The 11,872-nt window shown below is 73.4% G+C and carries 10 protein-coding genes; 1 reads left to right on the top strand and 9 read right to left on the bottom strand.

What is annotated here, in order from left to right:
• Positions 1-8 precede the first annotated feature (8 nt).
• The 9 genes from RBH18_RS16725 to RBH18_RS16685 form a co-directional block, all read right to left on the bottom strand.
• A complete protein-coding gene (locus tag RBH18_RS16725; RefSeq protein ID WP_306208712.1) occupies positions 9-1,544 on the bottom strand; it encodes an ATP-dependent DNA ligase in 1,536 nt (511 codons plus the stop codon).
• Positions 1,545-1,772: 228 nt separating this feature from the next.
• On the bottom strand, positions 1,773-1,979 hold the full coding sequence (locus RBH18_RS16720; RefSeq protein ID WP_305789127.1) for a hypothetical protein: 207 nt from the start codon (positions 1,977-1,979) through the stop codon (positions 1,773-1,775).
• Positions 1,980-2,032: 53 nt separating this feature from the next.
• Positions 2,033-3,535: an FAD-dependent monooxygenase gene (locus RBH18_RS16715; protein ID WP_306208709.1), complete on the bottom strand. Its 1,503-nt coding sequence runs from the start codon at positions 3,533-3,535 to the stop codon at positions 2,033-2,035.
• Between the two features lies 1 nt (position 3,536).
• Positions 3,537-4,886 carry a dipeptidase gene (locus RBH18_RS16710; protein ID WP_306208707.1) on the bottom strand — a complete coding sequence of 450 codons (1,350 nt, stop codon included), beginning with the start codon at positions 4,884-4,886 and terminating at the stop codon, positions 3,537-3,539.
• Positions 4,887-4,946: 60 nt separating this feature from the next.
• Positions 4,947-5,999 (bottom strand): M48 family metallopeptidase, encoded by a 1,053-nt coding sequence (locus RBH18_RS16705; RefSeq protein ID WP_306208705.1) that lies wholly within the window; start codon positions 5,997-5,999, stop codon positions 4,947-4,949.
• 23 nt (positions 6,000-6,022) lie between these two features.
• Positions 6,023-6,574 (bottom strand): uridine kinase family protein, encoded by a 552-nt coding sequence (locus RBH18_RS16700; RefSeq protein ID WP_306208702.1) that lies wholly within the window; start codon positions 6,572-6,574, stop codon positions 6,023-6,025.
• 52 nt (positions 6,575-6,626) lie between these two features.
• Positions 6,627-8,174: a cobyric acid synthase gene (locus RBH18_RS16695; RefSeq protein ID WP_306208700.1), complete on the bottom strand. Its 1,548-nt coding sequence runs from the start codon at positions 8,172-8,174 to the stop codon at positions 6,627-6,629.
• Positions 8,171-9,157 (bottom strand): cobalamin biosynthesis protein, encoded by a 987-nt coding sequence (locus RBH18_RS16690; RefSeq protein ID WP_306208698.1) that lies wholly within the window; start codon positions 9,155-9,157, stop codon positions 8,171-8,173. The genes RBH18_RS16695 and RBH18_RS16690 overlap by 4 nt, the downstream gene beginning before the upstream one ends.
• Before the next feature lie 588 nt (positions 9,158-9,745).
• Positions 9,746-10,492, bottom strand: a complete 747-nt coding sequence (locus RBH18_RS16685; protein WP_306208696.1) for a single-stranded DNA-binding protein — start codon at positions 10,490-10,492, stop codon at positions 9,746-9,748.
• A gap of 182 nt (positions 10,493-10,674) precedes the next feature.
• On the opposite strand from RBH18_RS16685, the gene RBH18_RS16680 reads away from it, so the two are divergent.
• Positions 10,675-11,763: an alpha/beta hydrolase gene (locus RBH18_RS16680; protein ID WP_306208694.1), complete on the top strand. Its 1,089-nt coding sequence runs from the start codon at positions 10,675-10,677 to the stop codon at positions 11,761-11,763.
• Positions 11,764-11,872 lie beyond the last annotated feature (109 nt).

Raw genomic sequence — 11,872 nt, 5'->3', positions numbered from 1 at the left:
GTGAGTGATCAGTCCTCCGGCTCGGCGGGGGCTTGGGCGCCGATCGTGCGTACCGTGTCGATCGTGTCCGCCTCCTCGGCCCGCTTGTCGTCGCGGTAGCGCAGCACCCGGGCGAAGCGCAGCGCCACGCCGCCCGGATAGCGCGGAGACGTCTGCACCCCGTCGAAGGCGATCTCGACGACCTGCTCCGGGCGCACGGTGACGACCCAGCCGTTGTCGCCTACCGCCAGCGCGCGGAAGCGCTCGGTCTGCCAGCGCAACAGCTCGTCGGTGAGCCCCTTGAACGTCTTGCCGAGCATCACGAAGCCGCCCGTCTCCGGGTCGCGCGCGCCCAGGTGCAGGTTCGACAGCCAGCCCTTGCGGCGGCCGTGGCCCCACTCGACGGCCAGCACCACGAGGTCGAGGGTGTGCCGGGGCTTGACCTTGACCCAGGCGGAGCCGCGGCGGCCGACGTCGTAGGGCGCCTCCTGCGCCTTGATGACGACGCCCTCCTGCCCGGCGGCGATCGCCTCCGCGAAGGCGGCAGCGGCCTCCTCCTCGGTCGTCACCGTGCGGCGGCCGACGATCAGATCGCCCGGCAGGGTCTCGGCGAGTGCCGACCAGCGCACCCGGCCCGGCTCGTCGAGCAGGTCGGCGCCGTCCACATGCAGCAGATCGAAGAAGTAGGGCACCAGCGGCGGGCCGCCGCTCGCGCCCCGGGTGGCCGCCCTGCTCGACGTCTCCTGGAACGGCCGGGGCCGCCCGTCCGCCCCGAGCGCCATCGCCTCGCCGTCGAGCACCACCTCGGAGACCGGCAGCGCCCGCGCCGCGGCGACCACGCCGGGCAGCCTGGCCGTGATGTCGTCGAGGCTGCGGGTGAAGACGGCCACCTCGTCGCCGGAGCGGTGCACCTGGATCCGGATGCCGTCGAGCTTCACGTCCACCGTGGCGGGCACCCCGGTGCTGAGCAGCGCCGCCCCGACGTCGGGCGCGCTGGCGGCCAGCATCGGCGTGAGCGGCGTGCCCACCCGCAGGCTGATCCCGGCGAGCGCCTCCGCCCCGCCCGCGAGCGCCGCGACGGCCACCTGCTTGAGGTCGCCCGACAGCAGCAGCGCCCGCCGCACCGCGGTCATCGGAACCTCGGCCGCCTTGGCCACCGCATCGGCCAGTAGCCCGGCCTGCGCCCCCTGCCGCAGCTCGCCGCCGAAGAGCCCGACCAGCAGCCGCTGTTCGTCGGCCGTCGCCCGCCCGAACAGCTCCCCCACGAGCTCCCGTCGCCGCGCCTGCGACCCGGCCCCGGCGACCACCGAGATGTCGGCGATCCGGGCGTCCACCTCGCGCACGGTCAGCACGGCCTCGGCGGCGGGCGCGGGAAGATCCCGGAGCCCCGCATAGCCGACTCCGGTCTGCCGTTGCCGCAGCTCCCCGGCCAGGTAGGCCGATCCGGCGGCCACCTCGTCGGGCTCAAGCTGCCGGAGCGCACCGGCGAGCAGCTCCACCTTGGCCTTCCGCCCGGGCACAGCACTCACGGCGGCCGAGGTGGCCGCGAGGTCGAGGAACAGCACGCCCTCATCCTGGCAGCCCCCTCCGACATTTTCCGGCCGCTCGCTGCCGCTCCCCCGGACGGACCGCCGCCGCCGAGCCCCGCCCAGCGCGCCACCCGTCATCAGCTGCCCAGCGCACCCGAGCAAAGATCAGCCGATGGCCGGGCAGCCGCAGGCCCGGCATCACGCGGCGGCGGGCGGCGGGCCGTCAGGCGGCGGCCGGCGGCGGCTCGGCCGTCAGGCAGGCCGTCAGGCGGCGGCTGGCTCGGCGATCTGCAGGCCGCGCGCCCGGACGGCGTCGGCCACCCGGCTCAGCTGGGCGTCGAGCTCACACAGCGCCGCCGACAGGTCGGCAAGACGATCGGAGAGGGCGGAGTCGTCCCACCCGGAGACGTCGACGTCCCCCAGAGCACTACCGGCGGCGCGCAGCGCCTCGATGGCCTCGTTCGAACTCATGTTCGAATCCTATCAGGACTGATCACCGATCGGGCAACAGGCTCGCCGGGCTGTCACCCGCCGGAGCCCAGGTTGTCGCCACTCCACCCCGCAGGCATCGCCCGCCGGAAGACCTCGGCCGCCGAGCCCGGGGCAGCCGCGGCCGCCACGAACCCGTCCGACCGGACGAGGTAAAGCATCCCGGCCCGCAACGCCGTCTCCGGCGGCGCGGCGGGGAACACGTGCACGGGCAGGCCCAGCTCGGGCAGCGGTCCGTCGATGTCTCCGTACTGGTGAACCTGCCAGACGCACGTGCGCAGCACCGCGTAGTTGTCGCCGGCCCACGGCAGCCGCCGGCCGACGACCGGGTCACGCGGCGACTCGGGCAGCATCGGATAGCGGATGCGCACCTGGGAGACGTACTGGAACAGGCGTGTCCCACCCGACGACCCGGGCGCAAGCCGCACCGCCAGCGGCGCGAGCACGGGCGCCGCCGCGCGCCGGACCAGCCGGGCCAGTCGCTTCTCGGAGGTGATCAGGCCGAACAACCGGTCGGTCGTTGCCACGAGGGTACGGGCGACCGGCCGGCGCTCCGCCTCGTACCGCTCGAGCCAGCCCGCGTCCGCCCGGCCCTGGATGACGTCCGCCAGCTTGAACGCGAGGTTGTGCGCGTCCTGCAGTCCCGTGTTCATGCCCTGCCCGCCGACGGGCGAGTGGACGTGCGCGGCGTCACCGGCCAGGAAGAACGGCCCGTCCCGGAACCGGGCAGCCACCCGATGGTGCACCTTGTACGTGGCGAACCAGCGCGACCGCCCGTACGTGACCGCGAAGAGCCGCCGGATCCGGGAGCGCGCATCCTCCTCGGCGACCTTGCCGTCCCCGTCGTCGTCGCGCACGACGCCGATGAGCCGCCAGTTGCCGCGCCCGGTCATCGGGAAGCCGATCAGGAAGTCCTCGCCGGCGGGCCGCACGTTGATCGCCCCGCCGACCATCCCGGCCACGCCGATCGCGTCGATCACGAAGAAGCGGTGCGGATTGGTCGTGCCCTCGAACGCGATGTCCCGGGACCTGCGGACAATCGAATTCGCCCCGTCGGCGCCGACGCAGAACCGAGCCCGCACAGTGCGACCGCCGACCACCGCGGTGACGCCCTCCCCCTCGGGTTCGACCGACGTGATCTCCTCGCCCCAGCAGACCTCGCCGCCGAGGGCGCGCAGGTTGTCGTGCAGGATCTCCTCGTTGCGGCTCTGCTCCAGCACCTCGATGTACGGGTACGGCGTGACGCCCGCCCCGATCCGGCCGAGCGGGATGCGCCCGTAGGCGCGGCTGCCGAAGCCCGGCGCCAGCCCGTCGGCCCGGTTGGCCGCCGCGAGCACCTTGCCGGCCAGGCCGAGCTGGTCGTAAGCCTCGATGCTGCGTGCCTGCACGACCAGCGCCCGGGACTCCCGGGTGGGACCGGGCTTGCCGTCGGCGACGACGACCCGGACCCCGAGCTTGACCAGCCAGTTCGCCAGCATCAGGCCCGTGGGCCCGGCGCCGGCCACCAGAACGTCGCAGTCGAGATCCGGGCGCGTCATGTCAGTCGCCCAGCTCGGCCACGTTGCGCAGCAGCAGCGCCTCGGCCAGGCACACCCGGGCGAACTCCCCGAGGTGCAGGCTCTCGTTGGGGCCGTGCGCGGCGGAGTACGGGTCCTCGACGCCCGTGACCAGGATCGCCGCCTGCGGGAACAGCTCCTGGAACGTCGCGATGAACGGGATCGACCCGCCCACGCCCATGTCGACCGGCGCGGCACCGTCCCAGGCGCTGGTGAAGGCCGCCCGCGCCGCGTCGTAGGCGGGACCGGTCGCGTCGATCACGCACGGCGCGCCCAGGCTCTCCAGCGTCACCTCGACCTTCGCGCCCCAGGGCACGTACTTCTCGAGGTGGGCCTTGATCGCCGCGTAGGCCGAGGCGGGGTCGTCGCCGGGCGCCAGGCGCACGCTGATCTTCGCCTTGGCCTTGGGGATCAGAGCGTTGGGCGCTCCGCCGGTCGCCGGGGCGTCGATGCCGAGCACGGAGGCCGTCGGCTTGGTCCAGATCCGGTCGGTGATCCGGCCGGTGCCGATGAGCTTGACGCCGTCGAGGATGCCGGCCTCGTGGCGGAAGCGCTCCTCCGCATAGTCCACCTCGGCTCCCTCGCGGCCGACGAGCCCGTCGATGGCGACGTCACCCTCCTCGTCGTGCAGGGTGGCGATCAGGCGGGACAGCACAGTCAGCGCGTCGGGGACGGCACCGCCGAACATGCCGCTGTGCACCGCGCTGCCCAGCGTGCTCACCTCGACGAAGCAGTTGACCAGGCCGCGCAGCGACGTGGTGAGCGCCGGCTGCCCGATGTCCCAGTTGCCCGAGTCGGCGATGACGATCACGTCGGAGCGCAGCAGCTCCTGGTGCTCGTTGATCAGCGCGTCGAGCGAGTCGGAGCCGAACTCCTCCTCGCCCTCGATGAAGAGCGTCACGCCGACGGGCAGGTCGTCGCCGAACGCCCGCAGCGCCGCCACGTGCGCCAGCACGCCCGCCTTGTCGTCGGCGGCACCGCGGCCGTAGAGCCGGCCGTCGCGCTCGACCGGCTCGAACGGGTCGCTCGCCCACAGGGCCGGGTCACCGGCGGGCTGCACGTCGTGGTGCGCGTAGAGCAGCACGGTCGGCGCACCGGCCGGCGCCGGCTTGTGCCCGATCACCGCGGGCTGCCCGCCGGCCCGGGCGATCTGCACCTCCAGGCCGCACCCACGCAGCAGCTCCGCCACGGCCTCGGCGGAGCGCTCGACCTGGGAGTGGTCGAAGCCGTCGAAGGCGATGCCGGGAATGCGGACGAGACGTTCGAGGTCGGCGCGGACGCCGGGCAGCTCGCGCTGGATCGCAGCGCGCAGATCATCTTCGGTGAGGGCCATGGACCGATCCTAGGCCCCTGGAGGCCGGGGAAAACCAGTCGCGACCGCGCCTGTGGATAACTACTCGGCGTCGCGGTTTCGTCCGCTTCCCGAGGCCCAGTCGCGGGCCCCGCGCGCCGCCGACCCGGCAAGGTCCGCGGCGCTTCCGCCCACCTTGCGCAGCAGCCCGACCAGCGGGTCCTGCGACTCGTTGAAGGTCTGCCTGTACGAGTCCGCGGCCGCCTTGACGTCCTCGGTCACCGAGGCGTCGCCGTCCGAGTCCCGTCGCGGGTAGTCACCGCCCAGAATGCGCGCGTATTCGCCGGAGTCCACCCACTTGCGCAGCTCCGAGGCGCGCGCGACGGGCACGGGGTGGGTGCTCCACGCCGTCATCCCGAACTTGTGGATGCTGTCGCGCAGGTCGCCGCCGCTCTCGTACTCGGCGGCCTGCTCGAGGAACGCCGCGGTGTCGATCTGCGTGAGGTCGCCGCCGCCGGCCAGCTTCATCAGCAGCCGCGTCGACGCCGCCGGGTCCTGCCCCGCGAGCAGACCGGCGCGGTCGGCGGACAGCTCGGCCTTGCGCCACCACTCCAGCATCGCGGCGATGATCCCGCGCAGCGCGAGGGCCCCGATCGGGATCCAGCTGATGTTCGCCGCCCACCGGGTGAGGATCATCATGATCGTCTTGTAGAGCGCGTGCCCGCTGCGCACGTGCCCAATCTCGTGGCCGAGCAGCGCCCGCAGCTCCTCGTCGTCGAGCTTCTCGACGGCCGCGGTGGTGATCACGATGAACGGCTTGTCCAGCCCGATCGCCTGACCGTTGATCACGGGCGCCTGGGTGACGAAGAGGTCCGGCAGCTCCGCCACGTCGAGCGTCGCCGCCGCCTCGGCGAAGAGCTGGTACACCCGGGGGTACTGCCGGTGGTCGACGCGGATGCTGCCGGCCAGGTACTGCAGCCGGAAGCCGCGCTCGTTCCACATGCCGAAGAACGCCTTGACCACGTCGTCGAAGCCGCGCAGCTCCCGCAGGGCGGTCAGCGCTCCGCGGTCGGCCGGGTGCTCCCAGGCCCGCGAGCTGATGCCGGTCAGGGTGACCCGTCGGCGCGCCGGGCGCGCCTGGTCGTCGGTCGTCATCGTCCGTCCCCGTTCCCGCTGCCTCACACAGCTGATCGTGGCTCTTCCGGCGGCACGGCCCGCAGTGTCACGAAGCGCTCCGCGTCGCCCTCCGCCGCCCCGTCGACCAGCAGATCGACATGCGCGGCGGTGGCTTCCGCGGCGAAGTGCGCCTGTTCCGCGATGTGCCAGCGCTCAAGGTACTGCTGAAACGCAACATCGTGTCCACCGTCACGGGAAACGGCACGCTCCCGGCGCAGCTCCGGCGGCGCGTCGACGAACACCGAGAAGGACAATTCCGGCCGGATCACCCGGCGCGCGGACGTCACACCCTCCAGCACTACGGCAGCCGCGGGCGCGACTGTCACCGGTTTCCCGCCGAACTTGCCGCGATGCCACAGATAGCGCTCGTACGTGGCCGGCCGTCCGCGCCGCAACGGACCGAGCACCTGTTCCTCGAGCCGCGGCCAGAAGGTGAACTGGTCCTCCCAGCCGTCGAGCAGGTCGTCGGTGTGGACCACCGGCACCTGCGCCGCGCGGGCCAGATGCCGGGCGAACCACGTCTTGCCCGCGCCGCTCGGCCCGTCGATCGCCACCAGACGCACCGGGCCGAGCCTCGGCTCGGTGGCCAGAATGCGCCCGGCGAGGTCAGCGAAGCGGGGCACCCGGTGCTCCCGGCGGCACGAACGGCAGCCCGGTCGGCGGGCCGTCCTCGATCAGGCGCCACAGGGCCTCGGTGTCCAAGTGCTCCTCGACGAGGTCACCGAGCGTGTCGAGCGCCCGTTCCCGGACGGCGGCGAAACGTGTGTCCGGCGCCACCGCGAACCCGTGGCGGCCCGCCTGCTGCGCCGCCCGGGTCAGGAACCACCGCCGGAACTCGTCGGACTCGAACGCGCCGTGCCAATGCGTGCCGTAGACCGCCCCGGAAACGGCGCCCTCCGGTGTGCCGTCCGAGTAGTGCAGGAGTGGCTGCGGAGCCTCGCCCCGGGAGACGTACCCGTGATGGATCTCGTAGCCGCCGACCGGCACCCCCTCCGCAGCCGTGCCATGCGGCCTGGCCAGGGTCTTGCGCTCGCCGAACGTGATCTCCAAGGGCAGAAGACCCAGCCCCGGCACCGTGCCCCGGCGGCTCTCGACGTCGTCGTGGATGGCATCGGTCAGCATCTGATAGCCGCCACAGATGCCGACGAGCGGCTTGCCCGCCGCGGCGTGCACGCTGACAGCATCGGCCAGCCCCGTCTGCCGCAGCCAGGCCAGGTCGCTGACGGTCGCCTTGGAGCCGGGCAGGACGACCACGTCCGCGTCGGCGATCTCGGCGGGCTCGACGGTGAGGCGCACCTGCACGCCCGGCTCGGTCGCCAGCGCCTCGGCGTCAGTGGCGTTCGAAATGCGCGGCAGGCGCACGACGGCGACGCGCAGCCACTCGCTCCCGCGCGGCGTGCCCGGACGGCCCAGCATCCGCCCGTACGCCAGTGAGTCCTCCGCATCGAGCCAGATGTCCTGATCGAAGGGCAGCACCCCGAGCACCGGACGCCCGGCAGCGGCCGTGATCATGTCGAGCCCGGGGCGCAGCAGCCCGAGATCGCCCCGGAACTTGTTGATGACGAACCCGCTCACCAGCGCCTGGTCCTCGGGACTGAGCAACGCGACCGTGCCGAACAGCGCAGCGAACACCCCGCCACGGTCGATGTCGCCGACGACGACAGCCGGCAGCCCGGCCCGCCGGGCCAGCCCCATGTTCACGAAGTCGCCGTCGCGCAGGTTGATCTCCGCAGGGCTGCCGGCGCCCTCGCAGATCACCACGTCGTACTCCGCTCGCAGCTCCGCCAGCGTCGCGAACGCGGTCTCCGCCAGCCGCGGCCGCAGCGACCGGTAGTTGCCGGCCGTCACCGTGTCGATGGCCTCTCCGAGCAGCACGACCTGGCTGGACAGGTCGCTGCCCGGCTTGAGCAGCACCGGATTGAACCGGATGTCGGGCGCGATCCCGCAAGCCGCCGCCTGCATGGCCTGCGCCCGGCCGATCTCCCCGCCGCGCCCGTCGGCCCCGACGACCACCATCGAGTTGTTCGACATGTTCTGCGCCTTGAACGGCGCGACCTTGACCCCGCTCCGGTGCAGCCAGCGGCAGATCCCGGCGGTCAGCACGCTCTTCCCCGCGTCGGACGTGGTACCCGCGACGAGTAGTCCCCCGCTCATGCGGCTCCCCTTCCGTTGCTGCTCCACCGCACTGCCCGGCAGAGCGCCAGGCCCGCGCCGATCACTGCCGCTGCCGCGCCGACCGCCCCGGAGACACGCGCGGCCCTGCCCAGGTGCGACGCGGACGGTCGCGGTCCGTCGCCCAACAGCGGCCTGACCTCCGTACGCCCGAAGTAGACGTTCCGCCCCCCGAGCCGCACCCCGAGCGCCCCCGCCATCGCCGACTCGCACTGGCCCGCGTTGGGACTGGGGTGATCGTTCCGGTCTCGGCGCCACACCCGGAGGGCCTCCCGGGGCGACCCACCCGCCACCGGCGCCGCCGCGATGGTGAGCAGACCGGTGAGCCGGGCCGGCACCAGGTTGAGCAGATCGTCGAGCCGTGCGGACGGCGTGCCGAAGCGGGCGTACCGCTGCGACCGGTGTCCCACCATCGCGTCGAGCGTGTTCGCGGCCCGGTAGCCGAGCAGCCCCGGAAGCCCCGCGACCCCGCCCCAGACGAGCGGGGCCACCACGGCGTCGGACGTGTTCTCGGCCACGGACTCGACGGTCGCCCGCGCCAGATCCGGCTCGTCCAGCTGCGAGGGATCGCGCCCGCACAGGTGATTGAGCCGCCCCCGCGCCGCCGCCAGATCGTCCCGCTCGAGGTGCCCCGCCATCACCCGCGACTCGCGCCGCAACGTCCGGCCGCCCAGCACTGTCCAGGTCGCCGCCGCCACGAGGACGCCCCGCGCGACCGGCCACCGCCGCGTGCCCGCCGCCAGCGCCACCCCGGCAGCCACCGGGGCGCCGACCGCCACCGCGGTGAAGAGGGCTCCCGAGCGCCGCCGCGGCTGGTACACCCGCTGCTCCAGAGCACCCGCCAGCCGCCCAAATCCGGCAACGGGGTGGAAGCGCCGCGGATCGCCCAGCCACGCGTCGAGTGCATACCCAGCCGCGATGCCAGCGGCATCGGCCACGGCACCTCGCCTACCGATCTTTCCCATTGCACCCACCCTAGTGAGGTCTCCCCGGGCCGGCCGCCGGCCCGTGCGAGCCGGCGGCCGGCGGATTTCGGCCCACCCCGGACCGGGCGCGGCGGTCCGGGGTGGGGTGCCCCCGCCGCCGACGGAAACGGCGGGGGCGCGGGCGGGCTGCGGTCATCGCCACCTGACCAGAACGCCCGCCCGCGGGTCGTGGGCCCCGGGCGTTGCTGCGACACACCCGGGGACACCGCGACCCGGCGGCAGGAGACGGGAGGGCTCTCGCTGCCGCTGGTCGAGGGGCCCGGCCGCCGTCCCTCGCGGCGGACGACGGCCGGGCATTTCGCCACCCGCGCGTGCCCGTCACGCGCGGCGCCTGGCCATGCAGCCCACGGCTGATCTGCACGGCCCGCGCGCGCTCACGGGCGCACCGGATGGCTATGCCGTCCCGCACGCGCCGGCGACAGGCGACGTGCGGGACGGGCCGGCTCCGTGGCGTCCGGCCGGGCGCCACGGTCCGGCTGCCCGCCCCTGCTCCCCGACCGGGTAGCCGCCGCACGGCCGCCGCGGAGGATCGGCGCCGTGCGCGGGAGCACGAGCGGGCTGCTCACCTCAGGCGGCCACCGGCTGGCGGCGCGGGCTGCGGGCGCGCGTCCGGCGCGGGCTGACCACCGACATCACGTCGGCCGGCGACGCCTCGGGCACCTCGACGGGCTCGGCGGGCGCCTCCTCGTCGGAGTCGTCCGCGTCCTCCCCGCCGGCGGCATCCCGGGTCAGGCGCGTGTCGAACGGCTCCAGCCCGCCGCCGGCCAGGACCGGCAGCGCCTCCTCCTCGTGGCCGAGCTGCGGGAACGACTCCGCGAAGACCGGCACCTCCGCATCCGGGACGCCCTGGCCGTACGTCGCCGGGGCCTCGTCGTCCGGGACCATGTCGGCGGGCTCGCCGCGTACCTTGTCGTCGGTCTCGGGAACATCGGCCGTGACCAGGCCCAGGTGCTTGTTGCGGTAGAACCGGGCACGGCCCCGGGAGAGGTCGTGCCCGACCGCGTGCGCATCCATCTCGTACGTCGTGCGGCGCTGACCGTCGGCGTCGGTCCAGTCCCGCGTGGCGAGCCGCCCGCTGACCATGATCGGATCGCCGACCTTCACCGAGGACGCCACGCCCTCCGCGAGCTTGCGCCAGCAGGTGACCCGGATGCGGAACTGGCTGCCATCGGTCCAGTTGCCGCTCTCGCGATCGAAGCGCCGCGAGGTGGAGGCCACCCGGAAGTTCGCCACGAGGGTGTTGGAATTGTTCGTGCGGCGCCACTCCGGGGCTGTGAGCACATTGCCGATCACGACGATGGTGGTATCGAACATCGCTTCTCCTGAGTCGTCGAATCCGGACGAGAGCCGGTCGTACGTCGTGGGGAGGAGACTGCCGCGTCCGGCGAGCCGGTGCCCGGGGCCCTGTGGACAGCCGAGCGATGTGGAAAACGCCGGGGGCACCCAGGCCGATGTGGTAGCCCGCGAAGATCGCTACGCGCGGGTAACGTGTCGGTGTGGAGACGGACGTCCTCGGCCCGCCGTACGAGCGGCACACGATCGACCTGGGCACCGACGACGAGGGGCCCGTGGTGGCGACCCTGGTCAGGCGCCGGGCCGCGGCCCCCGCCCGGCGCGCGGTGCTGCACGTCCACGGCTGGAACGACTACTTCTTCCAGACCCACCTGGCCGACTTCTTCGTCGAGCGCGGCTGGGACTTCTACGCCCTCGACCTGCGCAAGTACGGCCGCAGCCTGCTGCCCCACCAGACGCCCAACTTCACCCGCAGCATCACGGAGTATTTCCCCGAGCTCGACGAGGCCGCCCGCATCATCCGGGACGAGGACGGCCACGACCAGCTGCTCCTGGCCGGCCACTCCACCGGCGGCCTGATCACCTCGCTGTGGGCGCACAGCCGCGGGCCCCGCAAGCTCGTCGACGGCCTGTTCCTCAACAGCCCGTTCTTCGACTTCAACGTGCCATGGGTGCTGCGCCGGCCGCTGCTCAACCTCATCGGGCGCACCAGCGGCAAGAGCCCCTACCAGATCCTGCCGATGAACTCCGCCGGCCTCTACGGCCAGAGCCTGCACACCGAGCACCGCGGCGAATGGACCTACGACCTGGCCTGGAAGCCGGTCGAGGGCTTCCCTGTCCGCACGGGCTGGCTGGAGGCCATCCGCCGCGGCCAGGCCCGCCTCCGCGCCGGCCTCGCCATCAACGCACCCATCCTGGTCGCCTGCTCGACCCGCACCTTCCGAGGCCGTGCCTGGGCCGAGGACGTCCGCGCCTCCGACGCCGTCCTCGACGTCGACCACATCGTCCGCTGGGCGCCCGGTCTAGGCCCCCGCGTCACCATCGCCCGCTTCGACGGCGGCATGCACGACCTGACACTCTCCGGCCCCAAGGTACGCACGGAGCTCTTCCGCGAACTCGGCCGCTGGGTCGACGCCTTCGTCCCCCCGCCGGGCACGCCCGACGAGAAGGTCCCGCCCGCCCCGGAGGACACGCCGGAAGCCCCGGCCATCGCCGCAGCCGAAGCGGGCATCACCAGCGCGAATACGACCCCGGCCCCGGCGAGCGACAAAACGGGCACCCCGACTGCCTGACATCCGGCTCGCCACGAGGCCGACGGGACTCTAGTATGTGCTGGCCAGGCGCTCGTAGCTCAGTGGATAGAGCAACGGACTTCTAATCCGTCGGTCGTAGGTTCGAATC

Origin of the sequence: Actinoplanes oryzae (genome assembly GCF_030757795.1) — a bacterium.
Taxonomy (GTDB): domain Bacteria; phylum Actinomycetota; class Actinomycetes; order Mycobacteriales; family Micromonosporaceae; genus Actinoplanes.
Note: the sequence above shows the minus strand (reverse complement) of the source record. Positions and strands in the feature narration are given on the sequence as shown.

Bases quoted from the DNA above. Each gene is read 5' to 3' on its own strand.
- RBH18_RS16720 (WP_305789127.1), bottom strand. From the start codon at position 1,979: ATGAGTTCGAACGAGGCCATCGAGGCGCTGCGCGCCGCCGGTAGTGCT.
- RBH18_RS16715 (WP_306208709.1), bottom strand. From the start codon at position 3,535: ATGACGCGCCCGGATCTCGACTGCGACGTTCTGGTGGCCGGCGCCGGG.
- RBH18_RS16710 (WP_306208707.1), bottom strand. From the start codon at position 4,886: ATGGCCCTCACCGAAGATGATCTGCGCGCTGCGATCCAGCGCGAGCTG.
- RBH18_RS16705 (WP_306208705.1), bottom strand. From the start codon at position 5,999: ATGACGACCGACGACCAGGCGCGCCCGGCGCGCCGACGGGTCACCCTG.
- RBH18_RS16695 (WP_306208700.1), bottom strand. From the start codon at position 8,174: ATGAGCGGGGGACTACTCGTCGCGGGTACCACGTCCGACGCGGGGAAG.
- RBH18_RS16690 (WP_306208698.1), bottom strand. From the start codon at position 9,157: ATGGGAAAGATCGGTAGGCGAGGTGCCGTGGCCGATGCCGCTGGCATC.
- RBH18_RS16685 (WP_306208696.1), bottom strand. From the start codon at position 10,492: ATGTTCGATACCACCATCGTCGTGATCGGCAATGTGCTCACAGCCCCG.